This window comes from Clostridium sp. BJN0001 (assembly GCF_022869825.1).
In the GTDB taxonomy this organism is placed as follows: Bacteria; Bacillota; Clostridia; order Clostridiales; family Clostridiaceae; genus Clostridium.
In genome coordinates this window covers 1,122,205-1,140,345 of the sequence record NZ_CP094971.1, presented here as the reverse complement: position 1 = coordinate 1,140,345, position 18,141 = coordinate 1,122,205, and the positions used below count along the sequence as shown (strand labels likewise).

The following is an 18,141-nucleotide window of genomic DNA, read 5'->3' as shown; positions in this document are numbered from 1 at the left end:
TTAACTCATAAATACATAGTAATTATACCACAATTTGAGCTTTTATACAATGACTCTACTTTTCTATAATTCTGAGTATAATCTGTATCCTTCTTTAAAATAAAACTTTTCTTCTCCCTTTTCTAAAACTGCCTTACCGTTTGTAATTTCAGCAATTTCTCTATCTAATGATTCTGACATCTTCTTTTCAATTAATATCTCTATTGTAACTTTATCAGTATATATTATATCTTCAATATACCAATTATTTTTCGTACACATATACTGGATTTTGCCTAAAATATCATAATCAAAAGTATACTTAGTGGAAAATCCAATAACTTTTTCAACTATACCTGCATTTTTTATTGCAATAGAAGCTCCTTTTGTATACGCTCTATTTAAGCCACCAGTTCCAAGGAGTATTCCTCCAAAATATCTTGTTACAACTATGGCACAATCAGTAACCATACTCTTATTTAAGACTTCAAGTATTGGAATTCCTGCTGTTCCCTTTGGCTCACCATCATCTGAATACCTTTTTATATTAAAATTTTGTCCTATTACATACGCATAACAATTATGTTTTGCATCTTTATGTTTTAAACGTATCTCGTTTATAAACTTTTTCGCATCATCTTCATTTTCTACTCTTTTTGCATAACCTATAAATTCAGATTTTTTTTCTATAAATCTATCTTCTCCATAATTTTTAATTGTAATATATGCCACTTAAATTCCTCCAGAATATTTCTTATATTAACTTTTCCAATTCTTTTTTTATAAATTTAAGTCCTCTTTTTATTTGCTGTTCATTAGTTTGATAAAATGATATTTTAAATGAATTTTTTCCACCTGTTGAAACTGGGAAAAACAATATTCCTGGCGTTATTAGTATATCTTCTTCCTTAAGAAGTCTAAAAAGTTCAACTGTATCAAGAGACTTCTCTTTGCATATTATATAAAAACTTAATCCTCCTTTAGGATCTATATACTCCAATAATTCTTTAAAATCAGTATCTAATATTTTTTTTATTAATTTGTATCTTTTGGAATATTCACTATTCATATTTCTTATATTTTCAATCCATTTGCCACAAGATATATATTCTTCTAGTGCTCTTTGCATAAGTGAAGAAGTTGCAATATCAGTATTTAATTTTGAGCTTTGTATAGTATCTCTTAAATTATCAGGAGCTATTAAATATCCAAGCCTTATACCTGGCAAAAATATTTTTGAAAAACTCTTTAAATAAATTACTCTATCATATTTATCAAGACTTTTAAAAGAAACATAATTTAAACTATTATCATAAATAAGTTCTGAAAGATAATCGTCTTCTATTATGTAAAAATTATAAATATTTGATAATTCAATAATCCTCTTCTTTTTCTCAATTGAATAACTAATCCCAGTAGGATTCTGAAAATAGCTCATAGTATAAAACGCTGTTATTTTATTTTTCATAAGAACTTTTTCAAATTTATCAATATCAATGCCATCTTCTTTCATTGGCACCTGAAAAAGATTAACTTTTCTCCATTTAAAAACCGAAAGAGCCCCTATGTATGTTGGATTTTCAACAATTATATTATCATTAATATTAAGTATACTTTTAGATGCAATATCTATTCCCTGCTGAGCTCCTGAAATAATTAACATATTATCAGTATTTATTTTATTATACCAAAAGTTCTCATCTAGAGTATCTATAAGCTTATCGTATCCTCTTTTATTTTGTGATATTAATGCTTTAGCTCCATCTCTTTCAAGGACTTTATTGATTATATCTTTAAGATCATCAATCGGAAAAAAATTTTCCGATACAGTTTCTCCTGTAAAATCAACTATATTTTCATCATCTGTCATATTATTTACATTATTTAATATATTAGAATATTCACGCGAAAAATCAGATGATATATCCTTTCTTTTAGCATATGTACCACTTCCAACTCTTTGATAAGCATATCCATCTGACTTAAGTTTTTTATATGCATTTACAATTGTTATCTTATTTACCCCAATTACTTCTGAAAGATCACGTATTGTAGGAAGTTTATCTCCTTCCTCTATCGTCTTTTTATCTATAAGACATTTTATAAAGGATGCTATCTGTATATATTTAGGTACTTCTTCTTTAAATTTTATTCCTGAATATATTCTAAGTGCTATCTTCAAAGAAATTCCTCCTTAAAATTATCTGTAATTGAGTCTATCATTATAAGCATATACATTTTCAATTATAAGTTCTTCTTCTGTTTCAAGTTTAAGTTTTCTCGAATCTCTTACTATAAATTTCTTTTTGCTTAATTCTTTTAAAATAATCTCAGTTCTTATGTTAAAGTCTTTAAAATCATCATCCTTTTTTATTTCATAAGAACTTAAATATGACTCCTTTTTATCTAAGAAGTCTAAAAGAACTTTCGATGCTTTAAATAAATTTTCATCAATATATCTTTCAAAATAAGCTAAAGCTTTCTTTATAAGTTCTTCTGATATTTCACTATTAAATAATTCATTTACTATTTCATTAAATTTATTATTAAAATTCATAGCCATATTTACAGAATCTTTAGTTATTGTGTATCCATTTAAATTAAGATAGAGTTTTGAAAGTTCATCAAGACTTCTTATTAAAACTTCATATGATGTTACTATATTATCATTATGCATATACTTTTTTACAACACCTATATTTTTAATAGTGTTTCCAAGATATACAAGATTCCATTTCTCAATACAATCATCAAAATCATATTTTGATTTATTATAAAGCCTTTCTATTTCATCATCTCTTGAAAATATTATTTTTGATGAAGAAAGAATATTTTTTACTATTCCTTTGTTATGTTCACTGTTATATATTTCTATAAGCTTTTTTTTGCATAAAAGTTTCATATGAACATTAACACCTAGAATTTTTGAATAGACATCACGAATCTCCATAAAATTATCTTTATAAACAATAAAAATGTCTATATCCGATTCTTCCCATAAATCACCACTTACTATACTTCCAAAAGCAAATATTGCAAGCACTTTTTCATTATTCTTAAAATGATTTATGAGTTTATTTGAAGCTTTCTGATAATCCATTATAGATTTTGTCAAGTTCCCCACACCTTCTTTATATAAACAATACTTAACTTTATTATAGCAAACTTTTAAAATTCTTTAAATTTCATATTGTTTTGATTTATTGTAAGTTTCCTCATCAACTTCAGCAACTATATAATTGCCATTTTCCCTATATTCCTCTTCAATTACTCTTGCGTTTCTATGTAAAAATGATGCTGCTTTTGTATCATCATATGGAATAAGATAATTAATTTTTTTATATTTATACGGAACTTTTTGCTCAATAAGATCTAAAAGTTTATCTAAATTAATCTTCTCTTTTGCTGATATTTCTACTACAGTTTTGTCTTTTACACAGTCATAAAATTTCTTAATATTTTCAGGACTTGCTTTATCACATTTATTTAAAACTATAATTGTTTCCTTATCTAAAGCATTAAGTTCAGATAAGACTTCATTTACTGCATTATATTCATCTAATGCATGTTCACTTGAAATATCTATAACATGGCATAAAAGATCAGAATATATTACTTCTTCAAGAGTAGATTTAAATGATTCAACAAGTTCATGAGGAAGTTTTCTTACAAAACCTACTGTATCTGTAATTGTTATTGTTCCTTTATTTTTAAGCATAATAGCTCTTGTTGTTGTATCAAGAGTTGCAAAAAGCATATCTTTTTCAAGTACACCTTCTTTAGCTTTAGCATCTATCTTAGAGGACATTTCACATAATGCATTTCGTATTGTTGATTTTCCAGCATTAGTATATCCCACAAGTGAAACTTTAGCTATATTATCTTTATTTCTTTTTTCTCTTTGCACTTCTCTTATCTTTTTTATTTTCTTAAGTTCAGATTTTAAATCATAAACAGTTTCCATTATATGTCTTCTGTCTGTCTCAAGTTTTTTCTCTCCAGGACCTTTAGTTCCTATTCCTCCTCCAGTTCTTGAAAGCACAGTTCCAAGACCTTGAAGTCTAGATAATCTGTATTTAAGCTGTGCAAGTTCTACTTGTATTTTTGATTCTTTTGATTTTGCTCTTCTTGCAAATATCTCTAGTATAAGAGTTGTTCTGTCAATTACTTTTGCTCCGATTGCATTTTCAAGATTTCTAACCTGAGATCCTGAAAGTTCATCATCAAAAATAACAACATTTGCTCTTTCTTTCTGTCTTATATTAGCTATTTCAAAAACTTTTCCTTTTCCTATATAAAAAGCTGGATCTATTTTTTCTCTTTTTTGAAATATCAAATCAGTAACAGGAATATCACATGCTTTTGTAAGTTCTTTAAGTTCCTCAAGACTTTCTTTTGTATCTGAGCCTATAAGAATTGCTTTTTCAGAATTATCTTCAATAACATCATTTGTTTTTATCATATCTTCAGAGAATCTTATTTTATCAAGTACATTTATACTTAATAATTCATCTAATGAAAGATTATCTTTTTCTTCATATGATAATCTATTATTGTATAATGCTATATTTCCAAAAGCAAAATCTATAATTTTAGAATCCTTTACTGCAATAGAAACTAAAGCATCAAGTTTAAGTTTTAAAAGTGCTGTAATATCTAGCGCAGAAAATCTTGAAATTCCATTTGGATGAGTATGTATAACTCTAATTCCTGAAAGCCTTTTTTCATAAATATCTATAAGGTCAATTTTAGCTGATGTTGAATCCCCTATAGTGACATTTTCAGTATTTCCATTTCTACTTATTGAAACAGACACCTCTTTTTCTATCTCAGAACTAACAGACGCCATTATATTAATTATAGATATATCACATACCTCGTCTTTACTAGTTTTAATTTTATATATTTCTTCTAAACGGTCTAAAATTGTATTTTTAATTCCTTCTGTTTTACCAAAAATCATAAATACACCTCCTGGTATCATATTGACAACTTTCATATAATTTTATACTATTGATAAAGTAATTACAAATAAAATGTATTTAATTATATATATAAAGGAGTTTAATCTATGGAAAATCAAAAACGAAATATACTAATTTCCAAAGAAGATATTGAAGAAAAAATATCAGAACTTGGAAAGAGAATTTCAACTGATTATGATGGCAAAAAATTATATGTACTTTCACTTTTAAGAGGAAGTTTTATTTTTACAGCAGATCTTGTAAGAGCAATCGATATTAATGTAAAAATAGGCTTTATGACTACATCAAGTTATGAAAATAATAGCATTTCTTCTGGAAAAGTTAAAATTGTAAATGATGTTAAAGATTCACTTGAAGGATATGATGTTTTAATAGTTGATGACATAGTTGATACAGGTATAACTATGAATTTTGTAAAAGAACATATATTAAAATTAAACCCTCAGTCAGTAAAAACATGTTCTCTTTTAGATAAACCATCAAGAAGAGAAGTTACAATACAGCCAGATTACTGTTGCTTTAGCATCAAAGATGTTTTTGTTGCAGGATATGGTTTAAACTATGGGGATTATTATAGAAATGTTCCTTATATATTTAATTTTGAAAATTAAAACATTTAATTTTAATAAATGACAAAGAACATGTTCTTTGTCATTTACTTTGTATTATTGCTCCACTCGGTATTTCTCCAACAACTATAGTATCTGTTACAGGAATCTGAGTATTTATAGTTGTCTCTCTACTTTTAAATGGAAGCATTACTCTAACTTTTGCTTCAACATTAAAATATATCTTATGTCTTGTCTGATTAATTCCTGCGCTTTCAAAATCAGATTCGTACGTAATATTCATATTCCCCACAGGTTCAATGGCTACATTAATTTTAGGTCCTATATTAAATAACATTCCTTTATCTGTTGACCATCCAAGAGGAACATTCACTTCTATATCTTTCATTTTACGTAGTTTCTCATTAGTTTTTATTGCAAGACTAGAAGCTATTTTATTAAGCTTTGCTGTATCTGATTGTATAAGATTTATTTTTCCAGTATCATCTCTACTTATTTTTACAAGTTCATCATAATTAAAATCATCATTTAATATTTCTACACTAGTTTCATTTATTATATCAATAGTTTTTGATTGTGCAATAGTCTCTGATACATCTGCAACATGAGGAAGAACTCTTGCATCAAAAAAGTAAAATATCAAATTTATAATGGATATAATCAATATAAAGATTATAAATTTTTTTAATCGTCCTGTTTTTTTTCTTTTTGTATAATATTCCATATCAGCACCTTTTTATTGAGTTATCAGTTTACTCATATTATAATTATGCTATAATAGAATAAAATATTATTCATAAAATCTTATATAAAATATAGGAGGAAAAATGGCTGTTAATAATAAATCTAATATACGAAAAACTCCTAAGCAGAGTAACAGACAAAAACCCAATGTAAAAAGCAGAAAAAAACCGAGACATAAAATTTTTAGAGGAATATTTTTTACATTTTTATTCCTTTTTACATCTATATTAATTGTAGGAATTTCATACGTTCTTGCTATTATAAAAACAACTGACGATATAAATGTTCAGGAAGTTTTAACACTTAATCAAGCATCTAGTATATACGATAAAGATGGTAATTTTATGGATACACTCCATACAGATGAGGAACGTTATGTAATAGATTCAGCATCTATTCCAGATAACTTAAAACATGCGTTTGTTTCAATAGAAGATGAGCGTTTTTATTCACATAAAGGTATTGACCTTAGAAGAATAGCTGGTGCTGCTATTTTAGATGTAAAAAAAATATTAAAAAAAGAAACAGGAATGCATGGTGCATCTACAATTACACAGCAGCTTATTAAAAATACAGTTTTAACTGATGAATTTTCTCTAAAAAGAAAAATTAAAGAAGCATATCTTTCTTTAAGTCTTGAGAAAAAACTTACTAAAGACCAGATTTTAACTGCATATTTAAATACAATTCCATTAGGTGGAAAAGTATATGGTGTAGAAGCTGCTGCATCTATGTATTTTAGTAAAAATTCTAAGGATCTTTCTTTAATTGAATGTGCATATATTGCAGGAATAACTCAAGCTCCTACATATTATAGTGCATATAATGAAGCAAATAAAAAAGATCCATCTCCATATATAAACAGAACTATTACAGTATTATCAAAAATGTATGAGCTGGAATATATAACCAAAGACGAGTATGATTCGTCGGTTGAATCTGTTAAAAATGGAGGTCTTGTTTTTAAACAAACAAAAAAGAATTATAATCTCAATTATGAATGGTTTGTATATCCAGCTGTTGAGCAAGTTAAAGAGGATCTAAAAAAGAAATATAAATATTCAGATGATGAAGTCTCAAAACTCATTGTAAATGGTGGATTAAAAATTTATACAACAATGGATAGAGAACTTCAAGACTTTACACAAAAAACTTTAAATGATAAGTCCTCTCTTGGAATGTCAAACGAAGAAACTTATGATAGTGATGGAGTTCCAAAACTTCAAGCTTCTGCAACAATAATGGATTATAGAACAGGTTACGTTTTAGCTATGGTTGGTGGACGTGGTAATCAAAAGCCTCAATCAACTAATCGAGCATATGATGCTAGGCGTTCTATTGGTTCTAATACAAAGCCTCTTACTGTTTACGGGCCTGGAATAGATCAAAAGATAATCACAGCAGCAACACCTATAGATGATGCTCCTATCCCGGAAAGTATAGGTAAAAAATGGCCTCAACCAGATGGTTCTCCATGGAATCCTAGAAATGATCCAAATGAGTATTTAGGTCTTGTAAGTCCTAGAGAAGCTATAGCATACTCAAAAAATGTATGTTCAGTAATTACTGAAGATAAAGTTTCAGTAAAAACTGGTATGGCTTATGGTAAAAAGCTTGGCATTGTATATAAAAATGGTTCAAATACACTTGCTTGTTTAGCACTTGGACAGTTTAACAACCATGATGATGGTGGAAACACAAGTACACTCGCTTCTGCTTTTGGAAGTTTTGGAAATGATGGTATATGCACAAAACCATGTCTTTATACTAAAGTTTTTGATACAAACGGTAAAAATATACTTGAAAGAGATACTGGAGATCAAACACAGGTATTCTCAGCTCAGAGTGCATATATTATGTATGATTTAATGAAAAGTACTGTTGAATTTGGTACTGGTACTGCTGCTAAATTTTCTGATATGCCAGCTGCTGGTAAAACAGGTACAACAACAGATTCAAAAGATTTATGGTTTTCAGGACTCACACCATATTATTCGGCATCTGTATGGGTAGGCTACGACAATAAGGAACAAACTTTAAGAGGATACTCAAGTTCTATGGCAAAACTATGGGGTACTCTAATGAAAAAGGCTCATGAAGGATTAGAAACTAAAGATTTAACAGAGCCAAGCGGCATAGTTCATGAACAAGTATGTAAAGATTCTGGGCTTATTCCTACAGATTTATGTAAAAACGATCCTAGAGGTAGTCGTGTAATTGATGCAATGTTTATTGAAGGTACAGAGCCTAAAGCATCTTGCTCAACTCACGTTTATGGGAACGTAAATATGTTTACTGACAATATGGCAGGTAGTTTTACTCCTTCTATTTTAACAAAGAGCCAAATATTTATAAAAAAAGAGAATCCAAATCCAATAACAAAAGATTATTATATGGTTTTAAAACAAGTAGGATCTGCATATAGTAATGAAAATTCTTCACAAAAGAACAATGCTTCAGAAGAAAATCTTCCAGATCCACCTATTGATGATAGTGATGAAAATTTAAATAGTAGTAACGAAGAGTCATCGGATCGTGATGAAGGAAATAAAGATAGTAATACTCTTCCTTCACCTATTGAAGATAAAAAAAATAATAATCACAATAAAAATAATGCTAAATTCGATAACAATAAAAATTAAAGTTACTTAATATAAGCAGGTGCTATTATGAACATTGGAGAAAAAATAAAAAAATTACGAAGAGAAAAACAGCTTACGCAAGAAGAACTAGCTAATAGATGTGAATTATCAAAGGGTTTTATTTCTCAAATAGAAAATAATCTCACATCTCCATCTATTACAACATTAATTGATATTTTGGAAATTCTTGGAACTAATCTTACAGAATTTTTTAGTGAACATTATGAAGAAAAAGTAACTTTCGCAGAAAATGACATGTTTATAAAAGAAAACATGAATTTAAAATATTCGATTAAATGGCTTATACCAAATGCTCAAAAAAATGAAATGGAACCAATACTTATAGAGATTGAACCAGGTGGGCATTATGAAGAAGAACAGCCACATAATGGTGAAGAATTTGGATATGTCCTTCATGGAACAATAAATCTTCATCTTGGTAAAAAAATATATAAAGTAAAAAAAGGAGAAAGCTTTTATTATAAAGTTAAAGTAAATCATTATATCTCAAACTCTGGTAAAAGATCAGCTAAAGTCTTATGGATATCTACTCCTCCTTCATTTTAATTTAATATTTTTCAAAATAAAAGATCAATGTTTAACATTACAGTTAAGCATTGATCTTTATTTTTATTTATAAATTTAATTTTTTATTTTCTTATATTAAGATATTTTTCTAAATCAGGAATTTCTGAAAACCATAATTTCATTTCGCTATCTGCACTTTCTAAAGTATCTGACGCATGAACACAATTTTCTGTCTTGCTTCTTGCATATCTATGTCTTATTGTACCCTGCAGTGCATCAGTAGGACTTGTAGCTCCATGAAGCTTTCTTATTCTTGAAACTGCATCTTCTCCTTCTAATATCATCGCAACAAGAGGACTTCTTGTTATGAATGTTATAAGTTCTTCATAAAAATCCTTTCCTTTATGTTGTGAATAATGCTTTTCAGCAAGACTTCTAGATGCTTTCATCATCTTTAGCTCTTTTATTGCAAGATCATTTCCTTCATAACAGCTTATAATATTTCCTATTATGTTTCTCTCAACTCCATCTGGTTTAATTAAAACTACACTTCTTTCTAACATAATTCTGTACCCTCCTATATTGCTATAATATTTTAATATTTATAATGTTTCTATACATTATAAATATTATACTTTTTTTCTATTATTTATTCAATTTTTTAAAAATTTCAATAAATAAATAATATCTAAAATAATCATTTTAAATCAGAAAGTTTTCCTTTTGATTTTAAGAATGATATAAATTTTTCTTTATCTGAATTAATAATAAGTTCTTCTGGGAATGAAATTTCACTAAGCATATCATCTGCTTCTTCAAATTTTCCTATTTTTGTACAAAAATGCGCATCACTATTTACTACAATTTTTGTATTTATTTCTTTACAATACTCAGCAATCTTTGTACAATTACAGAGACTTCCTTTTCTTGAAGTTGTAAATGAACTATTATTTATTTCAATTAGTACATTGTTCTCTTTAGCACAATCTATAACTTTTTTATAGTTAACAGGTATTTTAGGATTGCCAAGATGGCCTACTATCTGTATTTTACCTGATTTTATAGCATTTATAAAAGCCTTTGTATTATCGTCTATATCATCACTATTAAAAACATTCTTATGTATGCTTCCAATTACGATATCAACTCTATTTAAAGTATCGTCATCCTCATCAAAAGTTCCATTTTTATCAATAATATCTGCCTCAATTCCATATATCATCATAACACCATACATTTCTCTTGGAAGTACTTTATAATTATGGAAATACCATATATGTGGAGAATTCGGCATCATACTTCCATGTTCTGTAGTACCTAGAAGTTCAATTCCATTTATTGAAGCTTGTTTTGCATTCTCCATTATTGTTGAATAAGCATGACCACTTGCTATAGTATGAGTATGTACATCTAATTTATATTTGTATTTCATAAAAAACTTCCTTTCCAAAAATTTAATATATATCTATATAATATCATATATACTTTATTATTAAAATAAATTGCTTTATATATTTATAAAAGATATAATTATAATATATTAATTCTATAAATAAAAATAAGGAGAGATACACTACATGATAAAACTTATAGCAACTGATATGGATGGTACACTACTAAATGAAAAGAGCAAGCTTCCAGATAACTTCATGCTTGTTTTTAACAAAGTATTAGAAAAAAACATAACTTTTATAGCAGCAAGTGGAAGACCGCTCTACTCTCTTCAAGCAATATTTGGTCCTATGTCATCTAAAATATCTTATATATGTGAAAATGGTGCATTATGTATATTAAATGGAGAAACTATATACAAAGGCACAATAGACAAAACTTTATTAAAAGATTTTATAAAGGAAGCTAGAAAAGATTCTGACAACTGTATATTAGTTTGTACTCCAGAATGCGCTTATGCAGAAAATAATACAGATGAAGCTCATCTTAATGAGATTAAAAAATATTATCCTTTAATAACTTTTACTGATAATATAGAAAATATAGATGATGTTATTAAAGTTACTATCTGTAATCTTAATAAAACACATAATTTAACAGATTCATCTTTTAAAGATAAACTTCATATATCACCTTCAGGTGAATGTTGGACAGATGTTACTAATTTGGATGCAAATAAAGGTATCTGTCTTCAAAAAATAATGGAAAAGCTTAATACAAGCAAAGAAGAAGCTATGGTATTTGGCGATTATTATAATGATATTCCTATGCTTAATCTTGCAGATTATAGTTTCGTTATGAAAAATGCGCCAGAAGATATGAAAAATGATGCAAAGTATATTGCAGAAAGCAACATTGATGAAGGAGTTTTTAAAGCTATACTTGAATATGCTATTTAACTTTTCATAAAGCAAAAAAAGACGCAGATATCTTAATAGAAATTTATAATGCGTCGTTCTATGATGATTATATTAACAACTTTCTTAAATGATAAAATAATGGAACTCCTTTTCAAGAGTTCCATTATTTTAGGCTATTTCAGCACTGTTACTTAGCATAGCCTAAAATTAAAATTTAATCTACTCTATTTCTTTTCTCACCTGCAATAAATGCTCTGATGTTTTCAAGAACACCATTAAATAATCTATCTCTTGCATCTTTACTTGTCCATGCAACATGAGGTGTCATTATTATTTTTTCTGGATCGTTTATTTTAAGAAGGGGATTAGATTTTAAAAGTGGTTCTCTACAAAATACATCTACTCCTGCTCCAAATATTAAATCTTTATCTAACGCTCTTGCAAGATCTTGCTCTACTACAATAGGGCCTCTTCCAACATTAATTAAGATACAGCTTTTTTTCATTTTCTTAAAAGCTTTATAATTAATAAGTCCTTCTGTTTTTTTATTTAATGGAGCATGGATTGATATTACATCTGATTTTTCAAGAAGATCATCAAAATTTACTCTTGCATAATCTGTATTATCATTTTTTCCAGATGTAGAATAATATATTACTCTAGCACCAAAAGCTTGAGCAATTCTTGCAACGTTTTTTCCTATAGCTCCAAGACCAATTATTCCCCATACCTTACCATTTAAATCATTAAACGGTTTATCTAAATTCGTAAACATTTTGGATTTAGAATATTCTCCTGACTTTACAAAATCATCAAAATATTCTATTCTGTTATTTAATGCAAAAAATAAGGCAAAGGTATGTTGAACAACAGCAGACGTTGAATAACCAGCCACATTTGTTACTGCAATATTGTTTTCAATGCAGTAATCTATATCAATATTATTATATCCTGTAGCCATTTCACAAATTAGCTTCAAATTCTTAGCACTTTGAAGTTCTTCAGCATCCAATATAACTTTATTTACTAATATTATATCTGCATCTTTTATCCTACTTTTTATATCTTTTTTCTTAGTCATATCATAATATATTACTTGCCCAAGCTCATTAAGTTTTATATAATCAACCTTTCCTAAGGTTTTACCATCTAACACTACAATCTGTTTCATAAAATCCCCCCTCCAGTAAAATTATTTAGACAATACAGAACTTCTTTCAATAATTTTTGTCTTAAGTACCATATGTTTGTTTTCACTTTTCTTATCTATAAGTGAAAAAAGAAGCTCAATACTGGCTTTTGCCATTTTCCCTTTTGGCTGCTCTACTGTTGATATTTCAGGATTATAGAATTTACTTTCAGCCATTCCATCAAACCCTAATATTGATATATCCTGCGGTATTTTATAGTTACTATCTAAAACTGCTTTTGCAACTCCCATAGCCATAATATCTGATAATGCAAATATTGCTGTTACACTATCTCCATTCTTTTTTAGAAATTCTTTTGTTACATCATAAGCATCAAAACTTGAATAATTAGCATTTAATATATATTCTTCTTTAATTTTACTTTCTTTAAGTGCTCTTTTATATCCTTCAAGTCTTAAAAGACTTATGCCTCTATCTTCATAATCACCAATAATAATAGCTATCTTCTTATGCCCATTCTTAATAAGGTATTTTGTTGCTTCATACCCTGCATTTCTATTATCTATACCTATTGATGAGTAATTTCCACCATCATTATAGTCGACACTATCTACAGAAGCTAAAACAAGTGGTATTGTAATTTCATTAAAGCTATCATTATTTATGTCTACAAAGTTACCTCCAAGACATATTGCTCCTCTAAGTTTCTTTTCTTTAATAAATGAAATTAACGTATCAACATCATCAAGTCTTGTAAAATCGTTTTGCTCCATTATCATACTATATCCGTTTTTAACTATTTCTGAACCTATAATACTTGTCATCTCTGAGAAAAATGGATTAAATACACCTTTTACGAGAAGTCCGATATTTTTTGTTCTATTTTGTTTTAACATTCTCGCACCGTTATTTGGTACATAATTATACTTTTTAATCACATTTTTTATTTTTTCTCTTGTACTTTCTTTTACATCAGGACTATTATTTATAACTCGTGAAACTGTGCTTACGCCTACATTAGCTAATTTAGCTATATCTTTTATATTCATACCACTTCTCCATTTTCTCTAATTTTTACTTTTTCTGAAGATTATGTTCCTTCCATATGCAAAATGCCATTTTAAAAATTATAGCATCATTAAATTTTCTAATATCATATGTAGTATATCTTTCTATTTTATCTAATCTATATATAAGTGTATTTCTATGAACATATAATTCTTTTGCTGATTCACTTAAATTTAGATTCATAATAAAAAATATTTCAATAGTTTTTATAAGTTCCTTATCAAGTTTAGAAAATCCATCAGAAAATCTTTTTAATATTCTGCTTTTAGTTTGATCTGAAAGACCATCAATAATCTTTTCAAAAAATAAACTATCGTTATTAAAAACCTTTTCTTCTAAATTATATTTTTTAGCAAGCTTTATATGATAAAGTGCTTCATCATATAATTCAGCCAAATTATTATATGAATATATTTTATCATAATTTATAAAACTTTTTTCATATAAAGATGTATATATAGTTTCACTAATACTTGAAATATGATCTTTTATCTCTTCAAAATTTCCGATCATTACTACATTATCATCTTTTCTAATAATAATCGAATCAGTATCTGTATATATTTTTTCTAGTATATCTTTTACATCTAACACCTTATTTTCAAGATATAGAGTTATCATATATGTATTTTCTGTTAGTAAAGGCATTTTTTTATTTAAAACAGCAGCTGACACTGGTTCTCTTTTTAAAAGTTTTAAGATTACGTTTTCTTTCTCATTATTAATTGGTTTATATTTTTCCTGAAGAAAAAACTTTATAATATTTGCTACATTTATATCTTTTTTGAATACTATTATTTTTATATTTGAATTTTCAATGCTTAATTCTTCTTTATAAAGATCCTCATCATCTTTTTGAAACTTTTTATTTGAAGAAAATATTAATTTTTCATCAACATACACAGAAAAATCAAATTTACAAGCATCATACATATCTTTAAGATATATATTTAAATTATTCAATATAAGTACTCACCTCAACTCTCTTTATTATGATTTTAGCCCCACTTTAGTAGTGGAGCTAAAATTTATATATATATTTACTTATATATTAACATACTCTTAATTCAGTTTCAGCATCAAATATATGGATATTGTTAATCTCAATTGCTAATTTGATGTTGTCTCCTGGTTCTAACTTAGTGCTTCCACTAACTCTTGCAGTTAAACTCTTATTTGCTGATTTGAAATAAATGTAACTCTCAGCTCCCATTCTTTCAACAACTTCAACTGCTCCATTTACTGTTTCTTCTGGATTTGCTGCAACTATATTTTGATCATCATCAATGTGTTCTGGTCTTATACCAAATACAACTTCTTTTCCAATATATCCTTTGTCTTTAAGAATCTTTGCTTTTGCATCTGAAATTAATATCTTATTATCTTCCAATACACAATAAACTTTTCCATTTTCTTCTTTTAAGACACAATTTAATAAATTCATTTGTGGACTTCCAATAAATCCTGCAACGAATACGTTTGTTGGGTTATTGTATATGTTAAGTGGAGTATCAACCTGCTGAATTACACCATCTTTCATAACAACAATTCTTGTACCCATTGTTAAAGCTTCAACCTGATCATGTGTTACATAAATAAATGTAGTTGCTAAATTTTGATATAATTTAGAAATTTCAGTTCTCATTTGAACTCTTAACTTTGCATCAAGGTTTGATAAAGGCTCGTCCATTAAGAATACCTTTGGTTCTCTGACAATTGCTCTTCCAAGGGCAACTCTTTGTCTTTGACCACCTGATAAAGCCTTTGGCTTTCTATCTAATAAATGTTCAATATCAAGTCTCTTAGCTGCTTCTTTAACTTTTTTATCTATAACATCTTTTGGAGTCTTTCTTAATTTTAATGCAAATGCCATGTTATCGTAAACAGTCATATGAGGATATAATGCATAGTTCTGGAAAACCATTGCTATATCTCTTTCCTTTGGCTCAACATCATTAACTAATTTTCCATCTATATATAATTCACCTTTTGATATTTCTTCAAGTCCTGCTATCATTCTTAATGTAGTAGATTTTCCACATCCTGATGGACCAACGAATACTATAAATTCTCTATCTTCAATTTCAAGATTAAAATCTGTTACTGCTGTAACATCTCCTGGATAAACTTTGTAAATATGTTTTAATGACAAACCTGCCATTTAAATCCCTCCCTTTCATTTGTGTAGCTCTCTCTTTAAATCTTTGTTATTTATTTTTCCTTGCTACAGTTATTATTCTACTAGTGTAATGGTTTTAATTCAATAATCATTTCTTACAAAAGCTGATAATAATTTTTGTGAAAAGATATAAAAGGATTATATAACTCAATGTAATCTTTATCATTAATATATATACAAATTAATTTTTTATAAAGAAATTCTTTGACAAATTTCTATAAATATACAATAATAGAAGTATAGTTATGAAAAAAAGGAATGATATTATGCAAAATTTAGGCATTTTAACAATTAACGAATTAAAACCAGGAATGATAATTACAAATGACGTTTATAAAAACGGAAATCTTCTTATAAAAAAGGATACCACACTTGATGAGGAGAAAATATCGATTCTTAAAAGATCATACTTCTTTGATAAAATAACAGTAGGAATACCAGATGAAATATTAAAAAGCTATAGTAAAGAAGAAGAAATAAAAAAAGTAGAACAAACATTTGATGATATAAGCAATAATCTTACAAAAATGTTTGAGCAAATGAAACACACAAATAATCTTACAGTAAATAATGAGCTAAGAAATTTTGCCAATAAAATTTTAAAAGAACTCGAATCACAAGAAATAGTAGTAAGTAGTGTATTATTTAAAGGAAGCGGAAATGACTGTATATATAGACATGGGGTAAACGTTGCCGTTATGAGTGCACTTATTGCTAAATGGCTTGGCTTTGATAAAGCTAAAATAAATCTTTTAATTTATTCAGCTCTTCTTCATGATTTTGGTATGACAAAGTTAGATTATGAACTTCAAAAGAAACCCGATATGATTTTAGAAAAAAGACATAAAGAAATAAAAGAACATACTAAATTAGGTTATGAATCAGTTATTAATATTCCTTATCTTGATAAAAGCGTAAGCTATGGTGTTTTAATGCATCATGAGAGAGAAGATGGAAGTGGATATTTTGCGATTAAAGGAGAAAAAATCCATCCATTCGCAAAAATAATTGCAATTGCAGACAAGCTAGATGTATTGAATTCAGATATAGAAGGAATCACTAAAAAAAGTGCATTTGAAACTCTAGAAGAAATAAAACAAAGTAGTGTTAATAAATTTGACTATATATATACAAAAGTATTTTTAGAACATATAGCAAATTTTTATATGGGTGAAAGTGTTATCTTAAGCAATAATAAGCAGGGAAAAATAATTCAAATTAATCCAGAACAAATTTCAAAGCCACTTCTTCTTGTAGATGATGATTTTATTGATCTTTCAAAAAATAAAGATTTATCTATTAAAGAATTAGTTATTCATTAAATTAAATAAAAAAAACTCCCTATTGAAAATTCTCAATAAGAAGTTTTTTTATTTTGCTTTTTTAAAGATATTAATATGTTTTAATACGTCTTCACTATTAATCTCATATATTGAACTATTTAACGCAGAAAACTTAAGTATATCGTTAAAAGAGTTTTCTTTAATAAGACATACAATTGCCATAATTACTGCACCATGAGTTACAATTGCAACATTTTCTGAATTAGACTTTATTATTTTATATAACGTTTTTATTGCTCTTTTTAAAACATCTTCATAAGATTCACCAAAAGGGACTCTTCTATATCGTATATCTTTCATCCATAAAGAAAATTCATCACTGAATTTTTTCTCTACATCTTCCCATTTATGTTTCTCAAAACTTCCCAAATTCATTTCTTCAATTCCTTGAACAATTATATAATCTTTATTTAAAATTCTTGCTATTATTTTTGCTGTTTCCACTGCTCTTTTCTGTTTGCTTGTATATACTTTGGAAAATTTTATGTTTTTATCGTAATATAGTTTATTTGCTAATTTTTTAGCCTGTCTTCTTCCTGTATCATTTAAAACAGTATCATTTGTACCCTGAATTATTTGTTTCAAATTCCAATCTGTTTCTCCATGCCTTATTAGGTATATTTTCATTTATTTTATCCTCC

General features: G+C 27.3%; 17 protein-coding genes. 5 read left to right on the top strand and 12 right to left on the bottom strand.

Features of this window, described 5'->3' with window-relative positions:
* Positions 1 to 63: 63 nt before the first annotated feature.
* The 4 genes from MTX53_RS05365 to hflX all read right to left on the bottom strand — a co-directional run bounded on the left by MTX53_RS05365 (position 64) and on the right by hflX (position 4,942).
* Complete coding sequence (locus MTX53_RS05365) at positions 64 to 711, bottom strand: YigZ family protein (protein ID WP_244835226.1); 648 nt, start codon at positions 709 to 711, stop codon at positions 64 to 66.
* A gap of 22 nt (positions 712 to 733) precedes the next feature.
* Positions 734 to 2,161 carry a PLP-dependent aminotransferase family protein gene (locus MTX53_RS05360; protein WP_244835225.1) on the bottom strand — a complete coding sequence of 476 codons (1,428 nt, stop codon included), beginning with the start codon at positions 2,159 to 2,161 and terminating at the stop codon, positions 734 to 736.
* Between the two features lie 18 nt (positions 2,162 to 2,179).
* Positions 2,180 to 3,094 carry a nucleotidyltransferase domain-containing protein gene (locus MTX53_RS05355; protein WP_244835224.1) on the bottom strand — a complete coding sequence of 305 codons (915 nt, stop codon included), beginning with the start codon at positions 3,092 to 3,094 and terminating at the stop codon, positions 2,180 to 2,182.
* 63 nt (positions 3,095 to 3,157) lie between these two features.
* Positions 3,158 to 4,942, bottom strand: a complete 1,785-nt coding sequence (hflX, locus tag MTX53_RS05350) for a GTPase HflX (protein ID WP_244835223.1) — start codon at positions 4,940 to 4,942, stop codon at positions 3,158 to 3,160.
* Between the two features lie 108 nt (positions 4,943 to 5,050).
* On the opposite strand from hflX, the gene hpt reads away from it, so the two are divergent.
* Positions 5,051 to 5,575 carry a hypoxanthine phosphoribosyltransferase gene (hpt, locus tag MTX53_RS05345; protein WP_244835222.1) on the top strand — a complete coding sequence of 175 codons (525 nt, stop codon included), beginning with the start codon at positions 5,051 to 5,053 and terminating at the stop codon, positions 5,573 to 5,575.
* Between the two features lie 40 nt (positions 5,576 to 5,615).
* On the opposite strand, the gene yunB is transcribed toward hpt, so the two are convergent.
* Positions 5,616 to 6,257 carry a sporulation protein YunB gene (gene yunB, locus MTX53_RS05340; RefSeq protein WP_244835221.1) on the bottom strand — a complete coding sequence of 214 codons (642 nt, stop codon included), beginning with the start codon at positions 6,255 to 6,257 and terminating at the stop codon, positions 5,616 to 5,618.
* A 103-nt stretch (positions 6,258 to 6,360) separates the two neighbouring features.
* On the opposite strand from yunB, the gene MTX53_RS05335 reads away from it, so the two are divergent.
* Positions 6,361 to 8,919: a PBP1A family penicillin-binding protein gene (locus MTX53_RS05335; protein WP_244835220.1), complete on the top strand. Its 2,559-nt coding sequence runs from the start codon at positions 6,361 to 6,363 to the stop codon at positions 8,917 to 8,919.
* Between the two features lie 27 nt (positions 8,920 to 8,946).
* Positions 8,947 to 9,486, top strand: coding sequence for an XRE family transcriptional regulator (locus MTX53_RS05330; protein WP_244835219.1), 540 nt, complete (start codon positions 8,947 to 8,949; stop codon positions 9,484 to 9,486).
* 83 nt (positions 9,487 to 9,569) lie between these two features.
* On the opposite strand, the gene ndk is transcribed toward MTX53_RS05330, so the two are convergent.
* The gene (gene ndk / locus MTX53_RS05325) at positions 9,570 to 10,010 is read right to left on the bottom strand and encodes a nucleoside-diphosphate kinase (protein WP_244835218.1); all 441 of its coding nucleotides are present in this window, start codon (positions 10,008 to 10,010) and stop codon (positions 9,570 to 9,572) included.
* A 134-nt stretch (positions 10,011 to 10,144) separates the two neighbouring features.
* The gene (locus MTX53_RS05320) at positions 10,145 to 10,879 is read right to left on the bottom strand and encodes a phosphatase (RefSeq protein ID WP_244835217.1); all 735 of its coding nucleotides are present in this window, start codon (positions 10,877 to 10,879) and stop codon (positions 10,145 to 10,147) included.
* A gap of 145 nt (positions 10,880 to 11,024) precedes the next feature.
* Between MTX53_RS05320 and MTX53_RS05315 the strand changes: the two genes are divergently transcribed.
* Entirely contained in the window at positions 11,025 to 11,798 is a 774-nt protein-coding gene (locus MTX53_RS05315) for an HAD family hydrolase (protein WP_244835216.1), read from the top strand.
* A 175-nt stretch (positions 11,799 to 11,973) separates the two neighbouring features.
* On the opposite strand, the gene MTX53_RS05310 is transcribed toward MTX53_RS05315, so the two are convergent.
* The 4 genes from MTX53_RS05310 to ugpC form a co-directional block, all read right to left on the bottom strand.
* Positions 11,974 to 12,930, bottom strand: coding sequence for a D-2-hydroxyacid dehydrogenase (locus tag MTX53_RS05310; RefSeq protein WP_244835215.1), 957 nt, complete (start codon positions 12,928 to 12,930; stop codon positions 11,974 to 11,976).
* Between the two features lie 21 nt (positions 12,931 to 12,951).
* On the bottom strand, positions 12,952 to 13,959 hold the full coding sequence (locus MTX53_RS05305; protein ID WP_244835214.1) for a LacI family DNA-binding transcriptional regulator: 1,008 nt from the start codon (positions 13,957 to 13,959) through the stop codon (positions 12,952 to 12,954).
* A gap of 25 nt (positions 13,960 to 13,984) precedes the next feature.
* Complete coding sequence (locus tag MTX53_RS05300; protein ID WP_244835213.1) at positions 13,985 to 14,941, bottom strand: helix-turn-helix domain-containing protein; 957 nt, start codon at positions 14,939 to 14,941, stop codon at positions 13,985 to 13,987.
* Positions 14,942 to 15,029: 88 nt separating this feature from the next.
* Complete coding sequence (gene ugpC, locus MTX53_RS05295; RefSeq protein ID WP_244835212.1) at positions 15,030 to 16,139, bottom strand: sn-glycerol-3-phosphate ABC transporter ATP-binding protein UgpC; 1,110 nt, start codon at positions 16,137 to 16,139, stop codon at positions 15,030 to 15,032.
* Positions 16,140 to 16,402: 263 nt separating this feature from the next.
* Between ugpC and MTX53_RS05290 the strand changes: the two genes are divergently transcribed.
* On the top strand, positions 16,403 to 17,479 hold the full coding sequence (locus MTX53_RS05290) for an HD domain-containing phosphohydrolase (RefSeq protein ID WP_244835211.1): 1,077 nt from the start codon (positions 16,403 to 16,405) through the stop codon (positions 17,477 to 17,479).
* A 48-nt stretch (positions 17,480 to 17,527) separates the two neighbouring features.
* Here the strand turns inward: MTX53_RS05290 and MTX53_RS05285 are convergent, their stop codons facing one another.
* Positions 17,528 to 18,127, bottom strand: a complete 600-nt coding sequence (locus MTX53_RS05285; RefSeq protein WP_244835210.1) for a histidine phosphatase family protein — start codon at positions 18,125 to 18,127, stop codon at positions 17,528 to 17,530.
* Positions 18,128 to 18,141: the final 14 nt, after the last annotated feature.